Below are 20,365 nucleotides of genomic sequence, written 5' to 3' on the forward strand. Positions count from 1 at the left end.
ATGACGGTTCCTGCTTCGCAGCCGCAGACGGCGCCTCCGGGTGTCCGGCAGATCTTCCGGCAGTTCCCCGGCTGGCTGCGCGGCCATGCGCTGACCGCCGTGCTCACCGCAGTGGTGGGCGGCCTCTTCGGCTACATCAGCAACGTCTGGCTGATCGCGGTGCGCTACGAGGGGACGGCCGTGCCGCCCGGGTCCCCCGCCACCAGCAACGGCAGCTTCTTCCAGGGCGCCCTGTTCTGGGCCCTGTTCAGCGCCGTGGTGTTCGGCGTCGCCGGCTACTGGCAGGCGGTGGGCACGTCCAGGTTCCTGGCCGATCTGCGCGGGATGCCCCATGCCCTGGCCGGCCTGGTACGCGGCGACCGTGCGGCGTACGTGCACCTGCTGTGGGGCGCGGCGGTCAGCATGATCGCCGCCGTGGTCCTGTCGCCCTCGGTGGGCGCGGTCCTCGCGATCGGCCTGCTCGCCGTCCTGCCGGGCGTCCTCGGCAGCATCCTGTCCAGCGTGATCCACCAGATCTGGTCGGCGTTGGTCAGACGGATCGCCCCGACCCGGCACCGGCGGGTCACCGGGATCACCGGCATGACCGTTGGCCTCCTCGGGTCGGCCGCCGCGTTGCTGATCGCCTTCTTCGTGGCGCGGACATGGGTGAAACTGCTGCTGGCCGGGGTGTTCGCGGTGCTGGCGGTCCTGATCGCCAGGTCCCGCCGGCCCTCCTCCGCCACCCCCGCGCTGATCCTGCTGGTGCTCGGGACGGCGGCCGGGCTGTACCAGCTGATGGACGCGCCGCCCGCCCACGCGGACGACGGCGGGTGGACCGAGTGCCAGGGGACAGCCTGGCTGGACTGCGCCGGCAGCACGGCCGTCCTGGCCAACTCCACCGTCGGAGCCGTCGTCGCCGCCGCGGGTGCCGTCGTCGGGACCTTCGCGGGCTGGCTGGCCGGGGCCCTCAGCGGCTTCGACGGCGGACGGCCCCCGGGCGCCGGTCCCTCCGGGGAGTCCCCGCCGGGCGCCGGGCCGTCGACGCCGTCGGCCGGGGCGGCCCCGCCGACCGGACCGCCCGGACTGCCGCCACTGCCCGGGCTGGAGCCCCTGGCCCTAGGGGCACCGCTGCCTCCGCTGCCGCCGGGACCTGAGGCGGCCACACCCGAACCGGCCGCAGTGACCGAGGCCCCACCCGGCGGCACCGACGGCCGGATCCCCTACACCGAGGCGATCCGCGCCCGCCTCCACCAGCTCGACATCGAGACCACCGATCCCTCCCGGTACGGCCGGTTCCAAGGTCTGCTCGCCGGCCTCGACCCCGCCAAGGGACTCACCCCCGAGTGGCTGGGCGCCCTCCAGAAACTGGAGGACGACCACAACGCGGCGAGCAACGCCCGCCTGACCACGATCAAGAAGGAGCAGGATGCCTTCGCCAAACAGGGGATGACCGACCTCGTCGCCGCCATCAGAAAGGTCACCAAGGCGGAGCACGACTACGACGACTACATCAAGCAGCTCAACCGGGTCGAGGCCGCCACGAACGTCGTGACCGGCCTCATCGGCAGGCTGGAGCCGGGCCAGCAGGACGTGGCGAACCGGGTCCTCACCCGGATCCAGGAGGGCGCGCCCGGCACCGACAAGGAGGGGCAGATCCGCACCCTCACCAGCGTGGTGCTCCACCAGGCCCAGGCCAAGGCGGAAACGGCCGCGGCCGCGGCCGGGGCCGTCGTCGAGGACTTCGACGCGGCGGCGTTGACCGCCAAGCAGGCCGCCACCCAGCTCGCCCTCACCGCGCTGACCGGCGGCGCCGTCGCCGTGGGACTGGTCACCACGGCCCAGGTGGGTGCGCTCTCGCTCACCGCCGCAGCGGTCCGCGGGGCCACCACGGGCTACGCCGACGGCGGCGGAGTCCTCGGAGCGGCCTGGGGGACCACCAAGGCGACCATGCCGGTGAACACCCTCCAGGCCACCGCCGACCTGGTCGGCGGGAAGGGCGGCGTCGGGGACCTCCTGGTCGCCGTCGTGCAGGACGCGGGCAACGTCGCGACGCTCGTCGCGGTGGGGAGCGGGCTGCGCAGCATCCTCCCGCGCACGGCACCACCCGTGGCCGAACCGGCGGTCCCCGGCCCGGCTGCAGCCGGTGGCGCGGCGGTCGGTGCGGCAGAAGCCGGTGGTGCAGGAGCCGGTGCGGGCCCGAAGGCGCCGGGGCCGCCGGGGCCGGGCGCCGCACCGCAAGCCGTCTCCAGGACCCTCGGTAAGGAGGGGATCACCGACGTCGAGGGATTCCTCAAGGGCGTCAATCCCAACCCGTCCCGCCAGGGGCTCGGCTACACGAAAGAGGGTCTGTTCCATCCGGACGGTAGCGCCAGAAAGCCGCTCGAACGGGCCCCCGACACCAATGTGACGAACTGCGGCAACTGCACCATCGCCACCGACGCGAAGCTCGCCGGCAATCCCCTGCCGCCCGCCCCGCCCTCGTCCGGGTTCCCGGTCGACCTCCTGGAGAACATGTACGGCAACCGCTTCACGAAGGTGCAGTCCAGGATGACCATCGACTCCACGCTGAAGGTGGCGGGCCCGGGATCGTGGGGCATCGTCCTCGGCGAGTACCAGATGGCCCCACCGCCCGGCTCGCCCCCCGGCACGCCGAGCGTGCCGACGGCCCACGTCTTCAACGTGGTCAATGACGGCGGGGTGGTGAAGTACCTCGACGGGCAGACGGGCAAGCCCGCCACGTTCACCGGATTCGTCCGGTTGCACTTCATGAGGAGGGGGTGACCGCACATGACGGAATTCGCGGATGCACACCGGCTCGCACAGGACTACGTGCGGAACCTGTCGGTCAGCATGGACGTCGAGCTCGTCCTCGTCGACGACGCCGTCACCGACGAGGAATGGTGCTGGGTCTTCCCCTACGATTCACGGGCGCACCTGGAGAAGGGCGACGCCAGGGACGCGCTCATCGGGCTGGGCCCGCTGGTCGTCGTGCGGGAGACCGGAGTCCTGCACCAGCTCGGCAGCAACACGCCGCCCGACCAGGCCCTCGCGGTGATGCGCCGCTCGACCCTGGCGACGGAACCCGCGGCGACCGGCGCCCCGCCCCCGGCTCCGACCCCCCTCGGCCTCACCCGCGCCGTCGCCCTGGACCGGGCCGAACTCGCCTCGGTCGTCCGGCACCTGGGGCTGCCCCCGCCCGCGCTGCTCTCGCCGCTGGCCGACCTGCTCACCGACGGCGCCGGCCCGGGCGGCGGCGGCACGCCCCGCGATCCCGACGGGCTGCTGCACGACTTCCGGGAGCTACCCGAGGCCACCCTGCGCAACGCCCTGCTGCCGCTGGTTGTCCCCGACCGCGTGGTGGACGCACGCGCCGCCCTGTTCGACGGCGCACCGACCCCGTGCCGGTTGTACGCCTCGCGCCGGGCCGGCGACGTCTTCACCGGACTACGGCCCGCGTTCGACCGTGACTACGAGCTGCTGGCTCCGTACGTGGCGGACGACCTGGCCCGGTGGGTGCAGTCGCAGCTGCAGTTCTCGGCGGCGGCGCCGATAGCGCCGCTGGAAGAGGACCTGGGCGCCGAGCAACTGGCCTTCCTCCTCACGCTCGTCGACGCCTACAAGACGCGCTCCTTCCGTGCGTTCACCGGACGCCGCCCGATGCCGACGCCCATCGCCCTCTCCCCGGCCGATGTGCTGGAGGCCCAGAACGACGCCCTCCTAGTCGCTGACCGGCGCTGGCTCACCCGGGCGGTCACGGAGCTGTTCGCCCTGCTCGTCCATCCGGGCGGACGCACCGACCTGGCCCTGCCGCTCGTCACGGAGGAGATCGCCGAGCGGGAACTGCGCCGCTACACGGACGCCGGCCACCTGACGCGGGTGGGCACCGCAGCCGCGCCGCGCTACGAGCCCTCGCTCGCCTTCGCGGTCTTCGCCGGCACGCTCTTCACCTGGACGAGCGTCCTGTCGCTGCACGACATCCAGCTGACCGGATGGGAGCAGGGACGAGCCACGGGCCAGGAGGAGTTGCTGCTCTTCATCGTCACGCAGCCGGTCCTGTGGACCGTCCTCAGCGACGGCCTCACCCGGGCAACGGACGACTGGTCCCAGGTGCGCTTCGCCCTGCGGTCGCTCAGCCTGGCGGACGCATCGGTGCTGGCCGACGAATTCCTGCGACCGCTCCCCCTGGGACCGCTGCCCGACGAGATCTACGCACCGGCCGCGGCTCCCTCGTCCGTGCCTTCGTCCGTGCCCTCGTCGGCGCCCGCCACGGCACCGCCACCCCCACCCCCACCCCGAAGCGCACCGGTCTGGCGGCCCACCCACCTCGTCCCCGAGGGCGGCATGGAGGCCTGGACGGAACCCGACCCCGACCGCGAACCGGTCGCCCGGATCGATGCGGGGGTCGAGCTCCAGGTCCTCGAACGCGCCGGCGACTGGGCGCGCATCGTCTGCTCCAACGGCTGGTCCGCCTGGGTCGACGGACGTGTGGTGGAACAGCTCCGGTAGGCGGTTCGTACGGGCGGTTCGTACGGGCGGTTCGTACGGGCGGTTCGTACGGGCGGTTCGTTCGGATAGTCCGCGCGTGGTGTCACGACAGGCTGTAGGTGCCGAGCGCCGTGTCGAAGACCTGCCGGCACGTGGGCCAGTCCTGTTCCGGACAGCCGACGTAGATCAGGTGCTCGTCGCCGTTAGCGTCGATGAACGACTGGTCGATCGCGTGCCGGGGACCGAACTGTCCAGCGTCCCAGGCGAACTCCCACACCGCACCCGGGAAGCCCAGGAACGTGTTGGGTTCGAGGGTGATCCGCCGGTAGTCGGCCAGCGTCCCCGCGACGCTCCCTTCCAGCTCCAGGAAGTGGCTCTCGGAGCTCTGGGACACCTTGGCATTCAGGTTGAACCGCAGGAGGTGGGTCCCGTCGTCCGCGGAGTAGTCGATCTCGTTGCCCGTCACGCTGCGCGTCCAGCCGATGGGCACGGCCACGGTAAATCCGGCCGGGTCGGTGATCAGCTGGTAGCCGGCGGGCAACGGAGTGGTGGGCGGCTCGGTGGGGGTGGTCGGCGGCTGCGTCGGAGTGGCCGGGGCCGGGGTGGTCGGCGGCTGCGTCGGAGTAGCCGGGGCCGGGGTCGTCGGCGGCTGCGTCGGAGTAGCCGGCCCCGGGGTGGCCGGTGCGGTGGTGGTCGCGGGTGCCCTGGCGGTTTGACCCCCGTTGTACAGCGCGGTGGCCAGCCCACCGCCCGACAGGAGCAGGACGAGCACCGCGACCACGGCCAGCGCCGCGGCACGCCGCCGGCGTCCGCCCTCTCCGACCGCCCGGTCCGCCCCGCTCCCCCCGACGGCAACGGGAGCCGGAGCCGGCGGAACCGCGGTCGGCTGCGTCGGCGCCGCAGGCGGGATCGTCTCGGTGGGCCGATGGGCCGGCTCCCCACCGGCGGAGGCCGCCGGAACCGCGGTCGGCGGGTGGGACGCGGTCGCAGGAACGGTCGTGTCCACCACCGCCCCGGCCGCCACCGCCGCCAGCAGACGCCGTGCCTGGTCGTCGGTCGGGCGCGCGTCCGGGTCCTTCCGCAGCAGAGCGTCGAGGACCGGTCCGAGCGGGCCTGCCAGGCGCGGCTCGGGCAACGGGTCGGCAACCACCGCGTGCAGGGTGCCTCCGGCCGTCGGGCGGCCGAACGGTGCCCGGCCCTCCACGGCCGTGTACAGCGTGGCGCCCAACGACCACAGATCGGATACGGGCCCCGGCTGCCGGTCACCGGTGATCTGCTCCGGGGCCAGGTAGTCGGGCGAGCCCACCACGTCGCCGGCCCGGGTGACCCGCGTGGATCCCTCGAACGCCGCGATGCCGAAGTCGGTGAGCACGACGCGGCCGCCCTGCTCCAGCAGCACGTTGGCGGGCTTGACGTCCCGGTGGACCACCCCCGCCTCGTGCGCCCGTTCCAGGGCCGCGAGGACCTGCGCCCCGACCCGGGCGGCCTCGCGCGGAGACAGCGGGCCGTCCGCGGCGATCGCGTCGGCGAGCGACCGTCCGTCGACCAGCTCCATGACGATCCAGGGCCGGCCGTCCTTTTCCAGCACGTCGTGGACGGTGACGATGCCCGGGTGCTTGACGCGGGCCGCCGCTCTCGCCTCCCGCTGCATCCGGGCGTGCAGGACGGTGACCTCCTCCCCCGGCAGGCCTCCGACGCTCACCTCCTTCACCGCCACCTCGCGGTCCAGCACCTGGTCGTAGGCCCGCCACACCGTGCCCATCCCGCCCCTGCCGAGCAGAGCGCCGAGCACGTACCGCCCACCCAGAAGCCGTGACTCCTGCGGGCCCTCGCTGCCTGAAGCCGGTCCGGGTCCGTCCTGCGTGCTCACTGCGTACCCCTCACCTCGGGCGCGGACGCTGCGGTCGGGATCCCTTCCAGTCTCCCGCCTCCCGGCAAGGGTGACTACCGCCGAGATCGGACACCAGGGAGACCTCCACCCGCACCGGCGACAGCCCGCGGCCCTCGTCGTCACGCACCCCCGGCGTCGTGGCGAGCCTCTCGGCGCGCCCCTTCGGAGGGACGGCCGGCCCAACCGTGCCACGACCAACCGCCGCCGAAGGGGCGGGACGCCTCGCCCGCCGGTGAACGGGCACGCACCCGCCCGTCCCTTCCCAGTCCCAGCCGACGCCCGCCGCGGGACAGCGCCACGGACTTGCACCGTGTCCCCCTGGGGTGTGGTGCTCACGTCGTTGGACCGGTCTCCTTCAGGACCAGGTCAAGTTCACGGCATTGACGTCGCCCGCAGCGCAGGCGGGGCAGAGCAGTGGCGGGGCGATCGGTTCTGAGGAACGCTGGGGCGCAGGAAGTCGGCTCGGCCGACTTCCTGCGCTGTGGAGCTCTGGGTGCTCCGCGTCTCACCTACGGTGAGAAGCCATCACCACTGTGCCCAGTCCACCGTGGAGATGGTGTAGCCGTAGTCCCGGGCGACTGTGGCGAGTGGCTGGATGTAGGTGTAGGCCTCGAACGGGCTGGTCGATCCCCCGACCACCGTGCCGAGGGCCTTGTCGCCGAAGATGGCCGCTCCGCCGCTGTCGCCGTCGTCCGACCTCATGTTGTCGACCTTGATCAGGTGTTCCGTGGTACCTCCGCCGGCGGAAATGCTGGCGTCGGCGGTGTTGAACTCGCCACACTTCCAGCCGGTTTTCCAGCCCGACGAGCAGGCCCAGTCGCCCTTTTCCATCTCGGATTCTGGGTCGGCGACGTAGCCGTTGTAGAAGTTGTAGACGTTGGCGACGTCCGTCTTGATCATCTTCCCGGTGGGGTGCCACGCTCGCGGATTGTCCATCCTGATCAGCGCGTAGTCCGAGGTGGGGAACTCCCGGTCGGTCACGACTCCGATGCGGGTGTTGCCCCACTGGTCGGGCCAGTTGTCGTCTCGCCGGATCACCGTGCCCGTGTCCCAGCAGTGGCCGGCGGTCATCAGGTAGGTCTGACCGGCCTGCTGGATCATGATGCCGGCCGAGCAGACGCCTATCTTGCCGTCGCCTTGCAAGCCGTCGCCCCCGACCAGGCCGGTCCGGGCGTTGGCGGTCCCCTGGTGGGTGGTGACGTCGACCTTCGCGCGGTCGGCTCCGGTGACACCGGCCGCGCGCAGTACCGCCTCGGCGTCCTGTTCGGCCTGCAGGTCCAGCAGGACGCGGTTGGCGCTGGTGTCCACCTCCCACGAACTGTCCGACGGCATCAGCCCCTTGCGCCCGACCGCGTTGAGCCGCTCGTAGACCTCCTTGAGGTCGGCGGTGGTGTAGGCGGCACGCTGCGGGATGATTCCGGCGGCCTTGGCCGCGCGCTCCCCCTCGTCGTCCACCACGTTCGCATGGACCTCGCCGCGCATCACGTCGAGCCACACGCCCGCGGCCTTCGCGCCCTGACCGGTACGGAACGCCTTGGCGGTCTTCGACAGCCCGTCCTGCGCGGCGAGGCGCTGCGCCACCTGCTGCTCCGGGAGGCCGAGTTGGGCCGCCACGGCGCTCGCGGCGGTCTGCGGGGTGAACGGCGACGGTAACGCGACCGTTGCCGCGGCCGGGCTCTGCGCCGAACCCGGCGCCATGGCCAGCCCGGCGAGCAGGACCGCCGTCGCGCCCCTGGCGAGGGCCTTCCTGGGCACCTTCATGGTCGTCTCCTTGGATGGATTCACGTGCGGGGGTGCGGGACCTCGCTCAGGCGAGGAGGTTCATCCGCGAGGACATCAGGCGGTACTGGCCGGACGCGTAGTCGTAGGAGACGTAGCCCGTCCAGTACGCGCCGATCAGCGAGTCGGTGAGCGCTCGGGTGAAGGTGTACGAGGTGCCGTACGAGGCCCACTGCCAGGCGCCCGAGATGTAGGAGTTCACGCCGCAGTCCTGCGGATCGCAGGAGTACAGCCCGACCCAGTCGTACTTGCCGACCGGGTTGCCGCCGTAGTCCCAGCCGATCGTGACGACCTGGGTCTCCTTCACGTGGACGGCGGCGGCCCAGGTGCCCGGCGCGGACCGGGCGGCGGCCGAGGAGGCCACTGCCGGGGCCGGCCCGGCCGCCGAGGCAGCCTGGACCGGCAGCGCACAGAACAGCGCGAGGGCCAGGGCCGTCGTCCTCATCGACACGGCCATGGACTCAGCTGATCGTGGACTTGTGGGACTCGATGATGCGGTACTGGCCCGAGGAGTAGTCCCAGGAGACGTAGGCGGTCCAGTAGTCCCCGCTGACCGCCGCGGCACTGGTCACGTACGAGGTGCCGCGCCCGTAGGCCCACTGCCAGTCCACGTAGCTGTTGACGCCGATGACGCCCGGGTCCTGCTTGTACAGGCCGATCCAGTCGTACTTGCCGACGTTGTTCGGCGGGGTCCAGTTGATCTGGATGTAGCCGCCGTTCTTGGTGGCCCAGGTCGTGGGCATGTCGGCGGCCTGGACCGAGCTCTGCACCTGCCGGACGCCGGTCGGCACCGCCGCCGACGCGGTGGCCGAGCCGGCGAGGGGCAGCGCGACGGCCGTCACCAGGGCGGCGACGGCCGCGGCGCGGGTACGGAAGGGGATACGGGACATGTGAGTCCTCCTGCGGAGTCTGCCGACGGCGCCCACCCGGTGGGTGCCGCTGTCCTTGACCGGACCCTCATCACGGTCACGGACGGCGGCAGACAGGCGATCAACGCCCGGGTCAGCGCCCTGTCCGACGCCCCGGTAGACGACCGATGGACGCCGACCCGGAGAACTCCCGCACCACCTGAGGACTCCTCACAGAAATCGTGGGCCGTCCCCGGCACGGCACTCGGCCGCCTCGGCGAGCCGTCGACCGCGATGAGAAGACCGAGCAGGAATCCCGGGCCCGCCGGCTCGACGCCCAGGCCGAGTGGCGACGCCTCCTCCTGGGCGCCGACGGCGATACTGACCGCCAGAGGGTGGCCCGGTCGCCGCCCGCCTCGACGCCGTCGCGCAGTTGCTCGACCACGCCGGTGCCCGGGGCTGACACCACAGCCGTGGATCGCGCCGATGGCTCGGCAATGGCGCCGGACACGGGCCAGTCGCCCAGGTCGGACGCGGCCTGTGATCTATCGTGAGCGGGAGTGCCGGTGCGGTGTCCCGGTCTGGTGGCGTAACCAGGGCACCATGCTGCACGCTTCACGATCGGTCGGCATGTGCTCTTCGAGGAAGTCGGGAGTAAGGCATGGGCCTCATCCACATCGAGCTGTTCGCAACCCTCGACCTCGTCGGGCAGTCGCCCGGCGGCCCCGACGAGGACCCGGTGGGGTTCCCGTTCGGCGGCTGGCAGGCGCCCCTGCTGAACGAGGTCGCCGGGGCCCAGATCCTCGCCGCGTACGAGGGCACGGACGCCCTCCTGCTCGGCCGGCGAACGTACGACATCTTCGCCGCCTACTGGCCGTACCAGGAGGGCGGCGAGGACAACCAGATCGCCACGCTCTTCAACAGCGTCCCGAAGTACGTGGCCTCCCGCGGCACGCCCGACCTCCCATGGGCCGGATCCACACAGCTCGGCCCGGACCTGGCCGGCGCGGTGCGCGAGATCCGCGACCGGCACGAGCACGTGAAGGTCGTCGGGAGCCTGAACCTGGTTCAGACCCTCCTACGCGAGAAGCTCTTCGACCGGCTCGACCTCTGGGTGCACCCCATCGTGCTCGGCGTCGGAAAGAAGGTGTTCGACGGCGGCGCCGTGCCCACGAACGTCACACTCCTCGAACCGCCGGTAGCCAGTGCGAACGGCACCGTGTACCTGCGCTACGGGCTCGCCGACGGCATCCCCGGGACGGGCGACATGAGCGCGCCCGACCGCGGTCTCGGGCACGACGACTGAAGCCACCCCCGCACCAGGTGGGATCCGCGCCGTCGGCGGTGACGGGCACCACGTCCGGCGTGCTCGCCTTCCGCTGGGCACGGCGGTGGCGGGCGTTGCTGCGGGACGTCATCCGCTTGGGTACGGCCATCAGCTCGTCAGCTCCGTCCCGCCTCGCCTGGAGTACGAGATCTCGGTGGCCACGGCGTACCACCCGACTTGCGGTACGCGATCGTCTTGTTGATCAGGTTTCCGCCGTCGGACTCGACCGCTGTCTGTTCGTGATGCCCTCAAGCGATGACCCTCCCTCAGTGCCCGACGGGTCCGTGCCCGACGGTCTGGTCGGGGTAGGAGAGCCGGTACCGGCCGCCCGCCGCGAGGCGCAACCGGAAGCGCCGCGCGTCGCCCGGAACAGCGGCCGCCGCGACCAGTCGGCCCTCCTCGTCCGTCAGGACGGAGCCGCCGCCGCGCTCGGGCAGGTGCAGGTCGACCGTCGTGTCCCGGGCGGCCCGCAGCTCGGCGCCGGTCAGCACGCCCCGGCGCCAGCTCAGGCCGACGGTGAGCCCGCCCCGGGCGCGCAGGCCCCGGACGTCACCGTCCGGCCAGGACGGCGGCAGTGCGGGCAGCAGCCGCAGGATGCCGTTGTGGCTCTGCAGCAGGGTCTCGGCGATGGCGGCGGTGATGCCGAAGTTGCCGTCAATCTGGAAGAGCCGCGGAGGGTGCAGGTCGAGGAGGTTGGGGGCGATCGAGGTGGCGAGGAGGCGCTCGACGGCGTGTCCGGCGAGCGGGCCGTCGCCCAGGCGGGCGGCGAGTGCGGCGACCCAGGCGAGGCTCCAGCCGGTGCCGCCTCCGCCGTGTTCCAGGCGACGGTCCAGGGCGCGGCGGGCCGGGTCGAGGAAGGTGTCGTCGCCGAGCGGGTCGACGGCGCCGCCCGGGTAGACGCCGTAGAGGTGGGAGAGGTGGCGGTGGCCGGGGTCCTCCTCGGGAAGGTCGTCCCGCCACTCCAGCAGGCGGCCGTCGGCTCCGAGGGCCGGTGGCCGCAGCCGGGCGCGGGTGCGCGTCAGCTCCTCCACGAAGCTGTGGTCGACGCCGAGCTCGCGAGCCCCGGCCACGGTGTTGTCCAGGAGTTCGGCGGCGAGCCAGTGGTCCATGGCGCAGCCGGCGTCGACGGCGGCCAGGCCGCCGCCGGGCAGCCGGAACGCGTGTTCGGGCGAGGTGGACGGGCAGGTCACCAGGGTGCCGTCGGCGTCCTCGGTCAGGAGGTGGGTGAGGAAGCGGGCGGCCTCGCGCATGACGGGGTACGCGCGGTCGGCGAGGAAGGCGCGGTCGCCGTGGAAGAGGTGGTGGTCCCAGAGGTGGGCGGCCAGCCACGGCCCGGCCATCGGCCAGGTGGCCCAGACCGGGTCCCCCGACACGGGGTTGGTGGCGCGCCAGAGGTCGACGTTGTGGTGGCAGCACCAGCCCGGGGCGTCGTAGTAGGCCCGTGCCGTGGAGCGGCCGGACTCGGCGAGGTCGGCGACGAGGTCGAACAGCGGCTCGTGGCATTCGGCGAGGCCCGTGGTCTCGGCGGGCCAGTAGTTCATCTGGAGGTTGATGTTCGACGTCCAGTCGGAGTTCCAGGGCGGCTTGACCTCGTTGTTCCAGATGCCCTGGAGGTTGGCCGGCTGGGAGCCGGGCCGGGAGGAGGCGACGAGCAGGTAGCGGCCGTAGGCGAACAGCTGGGCGGTGAGCCCCGGGTCCTCGGCGCCCGCGTTCGCGGCGGCGAGGCGTTCGTCGGTCGGTCGCCGCGCCGCCTCCGCCGGGCCGTGGAGGCGCAGTGCTGCCGCGCCGAAGAGTCGCCGGTGATCGGCCAGGTGCGCGGCCCGCAGCTTGTCGTAGTCCTGTCCCTCGGCCTCGTCCAGCCATCGGTGTGCCTCGGCGAGCGCCGCCTCGGGGCCGTCGGGCCCCACGCGCCAGTCCCGGTACCCGGTGCCGACGGCGACCAGGAGCACCACCTCGTCGGCGCCGGTGACCTCGATCCCGCCGTCCACGGCGCGGGCGCTTCCGTTCACCGTCCGCACGCGTGTCGCGGCGGCGAATCCGGTTCCCTCGCCGTCCCGGTAGACGGGGGCCACGCCTTGCCAGGGCGACATCTGCGCCGGGGCGCGCCCGTGGATCGACAGTGCCCCGGACCCGGGTTCGACCGCCGGGGCCGTGGCCGGATGGGGCGTCGTGAGGCTCGCCCGGAGGGTGAGGGCGCCGGGGACGTCCGCGCTGAGGCGGACGGCCAGCAGGCCCGCGGGCGCGGAGACGAAGCTCTCCCGCCAGTACCGGACTCCTCCCGCCGTGAACGACACGGTGTGCACGGCCTCGTCGAGGTCCAGCTCGCGCCGGTAGTCGGCGACGTCGTCCTCGCCGCGGGACGGGAAGGTCAGCAGGAGGGTGGCGAGCGGCTGGTACGCCTCGGCGTCGGGGCCCAGGAAGTGGGCCGCGGCGATCGCGTGGGCGCCGGCGTGATCCCGGTCGCGCAGCACCGCCTCCCGCAGGGCGGGCAGGTGGTCGGCGGCGCCCGCCCGGTCGCGGGGACCGGGGCCTCCTGACCACAGGGCGTCCGCGTTGAGCTCGATCCGCTCGGCGGGCACGCCGCCGTACGTCATGGCGCCGAGCCGGCCGTTGCCGAGCGGCAGCGCCTCCAGGAAGCCGTCGGCGGGGCGCCGGTACCAGAGCGGGTCCGTGGAGGGCTGCTTTGCGTCCGTGGGCACGTTGTCATTCCGATCGTGGGCGCGGCGGGCTCCGGCGTCCGGGCGGAGCGGCCGGAAGAAGGGGGTCAGGGGGCGGTACCGACGGTGCGGCGGTGGCCGGTGGCCGGGCGGCTCGGTGGTCATCTCAGGACTCCTCGGCGACGGGCTGCCGTTCGTGGTTGAGCCGGCCGGAGACGAAGCCGTCGATCACGACGGGTGCCGCACCGAAGCCGGCCCCGGCCAGGGCGTCGGTCAGGGCGGTCAACTGTGCCGCCTCGGCCAGTACTTCGGCGTCGAGTTCGCCCCGGACGGTGTCCCCGAGGTCGCGCACGCGCAGCTGCTCGGACCGCAGCCCGGCCCGGTTGAGGGCCTCGCACACCGCCGTCTCGGCGCGGTCGACGCGGGCCAGGCGGTGGCCGGTGACGGGGATGCCGTAGCGGATCCGGCTGGCCAGGCAGGGGGTGGCCGGCCTCGCGCCCGACAGGTCCGCGCCCGACGCGTGCAGGCGGCGGCCCAGGGTGACGGACACGACGTTCGGGCGGTCGGACAGGACCCGGGTGCCGACCCCGTAGCCCGTCGCCAGCGGCGTCATCGTGGGCGGCGGGCCGTAACGGGCGTCGGCGGCCCGGAGCGGTGCGGCCCCGGTCGGCGTGACGGTCTCCCCGCGCAGGTCGGTGCCGGTCACCGCGGCCCCGGAGAGCAGGGCGCCGGTTCAGGTCCCACACGTGGTGGTGCGCGTCGACTCTCACGCGTGGTCGCTCCTCGGCCGGTGGGTGACGGACGATCAGTTGTGGGTGTGGTCCGGCCGGGATCCGGGTGCCGGGGCGGGGATCTCCTCCCCCTCGGCCAGGTGGTCGCGCAGCCAGCGTTCGGTGGTGTGGACGTGCATCAGGGCGGCGGCCTGGGCGAGGTTCGGGTCGCGGGCGACGAGGGCGTCCAGGATCGCCTGGTGCTCGGCGATGGTCCGCTCCGCCGCGTCGTCGTCCGCCAGGCCGCGCCAGACCCGGGCCCGCAGCGTGCGCCCGGAGATGTGCTCCAGCAGCGTGGCCAGGGTCTCGTTGCGCGTGGCGCGGACTACTGCCCGGTGGAAGTCGGCGTCGTGCCGGGTCAGCAGCTCGACGTCGTCCCGGGAGTCCCTCATGGCCTCCAGGTGGCGTTCCACCTCGGCGAGGTCCTCGTCGGTGATGCGGGTGGCGGCCAGTGCGGTGGCGACCGGCTCGAAGAGCCTGCGCACCTCGGTGAGCTCCAGGACGGTGTCCCCCTGCAGCAGTTCGACCGCGCCGCCGAGCCCTTCCAGCAGCAGACCGGGCGCGAGGCTGGTCACATAGGTGCCGTCGCCCCGCCGGATCTCCAGGACCCGCGCAACGACGAGCGCCTTGACCGCCTCGCGCATCAGGTTCCGGGAGAGGCCGAGCTCGGCCGCGAGCTGCTGCTCGGGAGGGAGTTTCGAGCCGGGTGGCAGCTCGCCCTCCCGGATCATCCGACGGATGCGGGCGATGGCTTTGTCGGTCAGGGACACGACGCCAACGTAGCAGGTGATCCCATGTCTTGGAAGGCATCCGACATCCAGGCCTTCCCGACTCCCGCAGGTGAAGAGGAACTTGTCCACTCCCCGGCCGCCCACCGGACGCCCGGAGGCTGACTTTCCTGCCGATACATCCCATGTCTCGACCGGAGGGGCCGGCCCGAGCGCAGCAGCTCATGATTCGGCGCAGGCCGTTGCCTGGATGCCGTAGAGCTCGGCGTGCCGCCCCCGCCGGGCCAGGAGTTCCCGGTGTGAGCCGGTCTCTTCGAGCCGCCCCCGGTCGAGCACCAGGATGAGGTCGGCGCCGGTGACGGTCGAGAAGCGGTGCGAGACGATGACCGTGATCGCCCCGGTGCGTGCGGCGAGCTCGCGGGCCCGGGCCGTCCCGGCGCGGAGACGGCGAGCTGTGCGCCGGCTACCGGGGGTCCGGCTCGTGGGCCCATCTCGGAGTCCGTGTCGCCGCCGATCCCTCGCATCGCCGGCGATCAGCGGCGACAACGGAGGCTGCGTCACACCGCGGAACGCCGGAACTGCTGGTTGGCACCCGTGCCGCAAGGCCACTGGATGAGGCGGGCGCCGTCGGCGGTGGCGACGTTGGCGACGTCCAGGCACTTGCCGCTGTGCCGGGCGGCCAGGCGGTAGGAGCCGCCACCCTGGTCCTGGAACTGCCACTGCTGGTCGGTTCCGGTGCCGCAGCTGTACTGGTTCACGAACGCCGCGTCGGCGGTGGAGGCGTCCGCGACGCCCAGGCACTTGCCGCTGTGCTGGGCGACGACGCGGACGTAGCCGTCGCCCGCGCCCTGGAGGCGCCACTGCTGGTTGAGGCCCCGGTTGCAGGTGTACTGCTGTGCGATCGCGCCGTCGGCGGCGGAGTTCTCGTTGACGTCGAGGCACTTGCCGCTATGCCGGGCCACGAGGTTGTCGTACGGGCCGCCACCGACGCCCGTGATCGGAGACGGCCCGGAAGGTGTTGTCGGCGTAGCGGTTCTCGCCGAACCAGTAGTAGTACGAGCCCACCTTGATCACCCCGCCGCCATGGGCGTGCACCACAGCTCCTGCGGTGTCGGTGAACTGCGTCCCGTTGGTCACGGTGACCGACTCGGCCTGGGCGGGCGCACCGGCGGCCAGCAGTGTGACGGCCCCCAGGAGGAGGGCGAGGAGGAGGGTGAAGGCACGTTTGGACATCGGTACTCCACTGCGAGTGAGTGGGGGATCCTGTGGGAATCCGTTGGGATCTGCCGCAGGACGCTAGGCACTAGGCGTGCCCACGTCAATAGCTACTGCAGGGTATATACATCCCATGTCATAAAATCGGCCGTCAGTTCATCGTCCCGAAGAACCACCATTTTCCGGCAACTCCACCCCAGCCATGGGCAGAGGCCCCGTTCATACTCGCTGATTCATCCCATGGCTGCCGTCGTACGGCGCCACCAGTCCCCCAGGTGGCCACCCTCCGGCCTGTGCGTTTCACGCTGATCCACCCACCTGGTCCGTGTTGTTCTGTGCACCGTCAGGCGAGGGCGGCGTGACGCCTCCCGGCCGCCTGACCGGAAGCGCGCACGGCGGGGGCCGGACCTAGGCTGGAACGCAGGCACCGGAATGCCGTTCCGGTGTGCGCGGCTGCCCGGGCGGAGGTCTGGCACGTGGATTCGGCTGGTGAACGGGACGCGCCCAATGCCGTCGTCGTGATCGACCCGGACGGCGTGGTGAGCGGCTGGAGCGAGGGCGCACTGCTGTTGCTGGGCTGGACGGCGCGCGAGACCGTCGGCCGCCCCGTGACCGACCTTCTGGTCGATCCCCGGCCCGGGTTCCCGGGGGACGGCAACTCCGCCCCTCTGATCACCCTGCGCCACCGGGACGGTTCCACCGTGGACGCCGTGGTGTCGACCCACCCGCTGAGCGGTGCCGACGGCCTGGCGCTGGGCCGCGCGGTGACCGTGCAGCGCTGGGGGCGCCGCCCGGTGATCGCCGACCGGGCCTTCGAGCAGTGCCCCTTCGCCCTGGGTGTCTACGATCCCGAGCTCCGGTTCCTGTGGGTGAACGCCGCCGCGTGCCGGGTGATAGCGCACTCGGAGGAGCAGGTGCTCGGCGAGAAGTACCGCGAGCTGTTCCCCGAGCTGGACGGCGTCGCGTACACCAACAAGCTCTCCGAAGTGGCCCGGACGGGCGAGGCCGCGCGTCTCATCACGATCTTCCGCCCGCTCGGCAGCGCCTACGCCAACGCCTGGGCCACCAGCATGTGGCCCGTCCGGGACGCCGAGGGCAGGGTCCGCGCGGTCGCCAACTGGGGCTTCGACATGAGCGCCGAGTACTGGGCCCGCCAGCGCCTGCTCATCCTCAACGAGGCCAGCAGCGGCATCGGCCGCACCCTCGACGTGATCAGCACCGCGGAGGAGCTGGCCGGCACCTCGGTGCCCGGCTTCGTCGACCTCGTCACCGTCGACCTCTTCGACGAGGTGCTGCGCGGAGAGGAGCCGCCCTCGGTCGCCGCGGTCGCCGCCGGTGGAACCGTCACGCTCGGCCGGGCCGCCCGGCACACCTCGCGGGAGCACCCCACCTGGCCTTCCGGAGCCGGGGCGCCCGTCGTCTACGCCCCCGGTTCCGTCCCCGCCCGCTGCATGGCCACCGGCGCGTCCATCGTCCAGCTCGCCGCCGAACCCGACCAGGGCGGCGAATGGGCCTTCGGCCCCGGGCTGGCGGCCGACCCCGCCCACTGGCCGCCCGGCAACCCGGTGATCGACCGGACCATCGCCGCGCAGGGCCTGACCGGCCGGATCACCGTGCCGCTGCTGGCGCGCGGCGCCCTGCTCGGCGTCGTCGCGTTCGCCCGCAGCGACCGGCCCGAGGCCTTCACCGCCGACGATCTGATCCTCGCCGAGGAACTGGCCGCCAAGGCCGCCGTCGCCATCGACAACGCCCGCCGGTACACGCGCGAACACACGACCGCGCTGACCCTCCAGCGCAGCCTGCTGCCGCAGGGCCTTCCGGGCCACGGGGCGGTCGACGTGGCCTCCGGCTACCTGCCCGCCGGGGCCGGCGCGGGCGTGGGCGGCGACTGGTTCGACGTCATCGCGCTGTCCGGCGCACGGGTCGCGCTGGTCGTCGGCGACGTCGTCGGCCACGGCGTGCACGCCTCCGCCAGCATGGGCCGGCTGCGCACGGCCGTCCGCACCCTGGCCGACGTTGACCTGCCGCCGGACGAACTGCTCACCCACCTGGACGACCTGGTCCTCCACCTGCGCGACGACCCCCGGCCCGAAGGCGGTTTCGAGCCGACCGGCGAGACCGGCGCCACCTGTCTGTACGCCGTCTACGACCCGGTCTCCCGCCGCTGCGCCATGGCGAGCGCGGGCCATCCGCTGCCGCTGGTCATCTCGCCGGACGGCACCGGCACCCCGGTCCTCGCGCAGCCGGGGCCCCCGCTCGGCGTCGGCGGGCTGCCGTTCGAAGCGACCGAGATCGAGCTGCCCGCGGGCAGCCTGCTCGCCCTCTACACCGACGGGCTGGTCGAGAGCCGGGAGCGCGACGGCGAGCAGGGGACCACCGACCTGCTCCGGATCCTCAGCGAACCGGCCACCTCGCTGGAGGCACTCTGCGACACGGCGATGAAGGCTCTCCTCCCCGACCATCGCACCGACGACGCTGCCCTGCTGCTCGCCCGTACCCGGGCGCTGGACCCCGACCACGTCGCCGCCTGGGACATCGAGCGCGACCCGGCGCAGGTGGCGCGCGCCAGGCGACTGGCCGCCGACCAACTGGCCGCCTGGGGTCTGGAGGAGGAGGCGTTCGTCACCGAGCTGGCCGTCAGCGAGCTGGTCACCAACGCCATCAAGTACGGCGCGCCGCCGATCAGGCTGCGACTGATCCGCGACACCTCCCTGATCTGCGAGGTCTCCGACGCCAGCGACACCAGTCCCCACCTGCGCCGGGCCCGCACCTTCGACGAGGGCGGCCGGGGCCTGATGCTCGTCGCCCAGCTCACCCAGGGCTGGGGCACCCGGCACAGCACCAACGGCAAGACGATCTGGTGCGCCCAGAGCCTCGGCCCGACGTGATCCCGGACGTCATCCGAACGGCTGAAGGACCGTACGCGTCCGCCCGGCGGACCGCGCTCGTGCCGCGGCCCGTCGACTACTCCTGCTTCTCGCCGGAGGCGTAGCGCGAGATGATCAGCGCGATGATGATGATCGCGCCGTTGAGGAACTGGTTCCACAGCGGCGGGACGCCCGCGAGGGTCATGACGTTCACCACGAGCTGGAGCGTGAGGACGCCGGTGAGGGCGCCGAAGAGCGTGCCCCGGCCGCCGTTGAGGCTGACACCTCCGATCACGGTGGCGGCGAAGACCTGGAAGATCCAGCCGTTGCCCTGATCGGCGGAGATCGAGCCGTAGTGGCTGGTGTAGAGGATGCCGGCGAATGCCGCGAGCAGGCCACCGAGGACCAGCGCCGTGGTCGGGCAGGACGAGCCAGACCGCGATGACGGGGGCGACGCCGATGGTGGATTCCAGGGAGAGGTCCATCCGCCCGGCGATCAGGATGAGCGCCTCGGCGAGGACCAGCAGGCTCAGCTCGGTGCCCTGCTGACCGACGCCGAGGAGGTTGTCGGCGGTCAGGAAGGCGGGCGAGACCACGAAGCCGATGACGCCCAGGACGAACAGGACCGGAACGAGCGACAGATCGCGGTAGCGAGCGAGGTCGAAGCGGCGGCCGGCGGGGGCGGCGACCGCCGCGCCGGGGAGCTCAGTGGTGGAGGAGGGGGGCTACGTGTCGAGCGGGCCCATCCGCTTCGGCCGCCTGGTCCAGAAGGCGTTCAGCATCTCCGGCACCACGTGGGGGTACGACGGCGACCACGCCATCTCCCTCTCCGCGGCGCTGGCCGTGTTCGTCAACGCCTTCGTCCGCGACATGTGCGTGATCGTCAACGTCGGCCCGGACGCGGCCGGTGCGATCCCGAGCTCCCAAGCGGCGGTGCTCCGCCAGGTCGGCGGGTTCATGAGCGCCAACCGGGAAGCGCTCTACAGCACCCGCGGCGGCCCGTGGAACCCGGTGGACGGCCAGTACGGCTTCACCTTCGCCGACCGGACCGTCTACGCGCACCTGCTGGCCGGATACAGCGGCGGCGGCGGCAGCTTCACGACCCCGTCACTGGGCGACGCAAAGGTGACCTCGGTCTACGACGTGGTCTCCAGGAGCCCGCTCTCCTTCAGCGCGGCCGGCGGGAACGGCGTCACCGTCACCGGCATCGATCGCACCCGCTACCCGGACGACACGATCGTGGCGATCGTGCTCGACCGCCCGGTGGTCCCGACGGACATCGCCCGCGGCTGCCCGGCCACGGCCGACAGCGTGGAGACCTCGCACGGCAACGTGTCGGCCAACGCGGTGGACGGGGACACCTCCACCCGCTGGTGCGCCGCCGACGGCAGCACCGGCCACTGGCTCCGGGTCGACCTCGGCTCGGTGCGCCCGGTCACGGGCGCCCGGATCGCCTGGGAACTGCCCGGGAAGGCCTACCGCTTCCGGATCGACGGGTCGACCGACGGGTCCGTCTGGACGACCCTCGCCGACCAGAGCGGAAACACCGCCGCCGCGCAGGTGCAGACCTTCACCTTCACGGCCCGGACCCGCTACGTCCGGGTGACCGTCACCGGCCTGGACACCGGCGCCTGGGCGTCGGTCCGCTCGCTGGAGGTCTACGACCGCCCCTTCCTGGACCCGGCCGTGCCGACCTCCGCCACCGCAGCCGGTTGACCGGTGCGGGGGGGGGGGGGGGGGGGGGGGGGGGGGGGGGGGGGGGGGGGGGGGGGGGATGGGTAGACGGGCGACAGGCGCAGACGGCGGGCCAGGGCGGCCC

The 20,365-nt window shown here is 72.8% G+C and carries 13 protein-coding genes and 3 pseudogenes; 5 read left to right on the forward strand and 11 right to left on the reverse strand.

Annotation, left to right across the window (positions count from 1 at the left end):
• Entirely contained in the window at window positions 1–2,760 is a 2,760-nt protein-coding gene (locus ACZ6NC_RS28300) for a toxin glutamine deamidase domain-containing protein (protein ID WP_465736585.1), read from the forward strand.
• A 6-nt stretch (window positions 2,761–2,766) separates the two neighbouring features.
• On the forward strand, window positions 2,767–4,485 hold the full coding sequence (locus ACZ6NC_RS28305) for a YrhB domain-containing protein (protein WP_465736586.1): 1,719 nt from the start codon (window positions 2,767–2,769) through the stop codon (window positions 4,483–4,485).
• An 82-nt stretch (window positions 4,486–4,567) separates the two neighbouring features.
• On the opposite strand, the gene ACZ6NC_RS28310 is transcribed toward ACZ6NC_RS28305, so the two are convergent.
• The 4 genes from ACZ6NC_RS28310 to ACZ6NC_RS28325 all read right to left on the reverse strand — a co-directional run bounded on the left by ACZ6NC_RS28310 (window position 4,568) and on the right by ACZ6NC_RS28325 (window position 9,024).
• A complete protein-coding gene (locus ACZ6NC_RS28310) occupies window positions 4,568–6,334 on the reverse strand; it encodes a serine/threonine-protein kinase (RefSeq protein ID WP_465736587.1) in 1,767 nt (588 codons plus the stop codon).
• A gap of 546 nt (window positions 6,335–6,880) precedes the next feature.
• Window positions 6,881–8,116, reverse strand: a complete 1,236-nt coding sequence (locus tag ACZ6NC_RS28315) for a S1 family peptidase (protein WP_465736588.1) — start codon at window positions 8,114–8,116, stop codon at window positions 6,881–6,883.
• Between the two features lie 46 nt (window positions 8,117–8,162).
• Window positions 8,163–8,579 (reverse strand): hypothetical protein, encoded by a 417-nt coding sequence (locus ACZ6NC_RS28320; protein ID WP_465736589.1) that lies wholly within the window; start codon window positions 8,577–8,579, stop codon window positions 8,163–8,165.
• Window positions 8,580–8,595: 16 nt separating this feature from the next.
• Window positions 8,596–9,024, reverse strand: a complete 429-nt coding sequence (locus tag ACZ6NC_RS28325; RefSeq protein ID WP_465736590.1) for a hypothetical protein — start codon at window positions 9,022–9,024, stop codon at window positions 8,596–8,598.
• A 619-nt stretch (window positions 9,025–9,643) separates the two neighbouring features.
• Between ACZ6NC_RS28325 and ACZ6NC_RS28330 the strand changes: the two genes are divergently transcribed.
• Complete coding sequence (locus ACZ6NC_RS28330) at window positions 9,644–10,288, forward strand: dihydrofolate reductase family protein (protein ID WP_465736591.1); 645 nt, start codon at window positions 9,644–9,646, stop codon at window positions 10,286–10,288.
• A gap of 28 nt (window positions 10,289–10,316) precedes the next feature.
• Here ACZ6NC_RS28330 and rpmF read toward each other — a convergent pair.
• From rpmF to ACZ6NC_RS28360, 6 genes and pseudogenes are all read right to left on the reverse strand, one after another.
• A pseudogene (rpmF, locus tag ACZ6NC_RS28335) lies at window positions 10,317–10,418 on the reverse strand (50S ribosomal protein L32); the annotation flags it as partial.
• A 157-nt stretch (window positions 10,419–10,575) separates the two neighbouring features.
• Window positions 10,576–13,008, reverse strand: coding sequence for a glycoside hydrolase family 95 protein (locus tag ACZ6NC_RS28340; RefSeq protein WP_465736592.1), 2,433 nt, complete (start codon window positions 13,006–13,008; stop codon window positions 10,576–10,578).
• A 124-nt stretch (window positions 13,009–13,132) separates the two neighbouring features.
• Entirely contained in the window at window positions 13,133–13,690 is a 558-nt protein-coding gene (gene larC, locus ACZ6NC_RS28345; protein ID WP_465736605.1) for a nickel insertion protein, read from the reverse strand.
• Between the two features lie 81 nt (window positions 13,691–13,771).
• Entirely contained in the window at window positions 13,772–14,506 is a 735-nt protein-coding gene (locus tag ACZ6NC_RS28350) for a FadR/GntR family transcriptional regulator (RefSeq protein WP_465736593.1), read from the reverse strand.
• A gap of 515 nt (window positions 14,507–15,021) precedes the next feature.
• Complete coding sequence (locus ACZ6NC_RS28355; protein WP_465736594.1) at window positions 15,022–15,426, reverse strand: RICIN domain-containing protein; 405 nt, start codon at window positions 15,424–15,426, stop codon at window positions 15,022–15,024.
• 37 nt (window positions 15,427–15,463) lie between these two features.
• Window positions 15,464–15,697, reverse strand: a pseudogene (locus ACZ6NC_RS28360) (beta-xylosidase); the annotation flags it as partial.
• A gap of 458 nt (window positions 15,698–16,155) precedes the next feature.
• Between ACZ6NC_RS28360 and ACZ6NC_RS28365 the strand changes: the two are divergent.
• Window positions 16,156–18,567: a SpoIIE family protein phosphatase gene (locus tag ACZ6NC_RS28365; protein ID WP_465736595.1), complete on the forward strand. Its 2,412-nt coding sequence runs from the start codon at window positions 16,156–16,158 to the stop codon at window positions 18,565–18,567.
• A gap of 76 nt (window positions 18,568–18,643) precedes the next feature.
• Here ACZ6NC_RS28365 and ACZ6NC_RS28370 read toward each other — a convergent pair.
• Window positions 18,644–19,268, reverse strand: a pseudogene (locus ACZ6NC_RS28370) (ABC transporter permease); the annotation flags it as partial.
• A 7-nt stretch (window positions 19,269–19,275) separates the two neighbouring features.
• On the opposite strand from ACZ6NC_RS28370, the gene ACZ6NC_RS28375 reads away from it, so the two are divergent.
• Window positions 19,276–20,262 carry a discoidin domain-containing protein gene (locus tag ACZ6NC_RS28375; protein WP_465736596.1) on the forward strand — a complete coding sequence of 329 codons (987 nt, stop codon included), beginning with the start codon at window positions 19,276–19,278 and terminating at the stop codon, window positions 20,260–20,262.
• Window positions 20,263–20,365 lie beyond the last annotated feature (103 nt).

The organism is Kitasatospora sp. NPDC041988, from assembly GCF_055588525.1.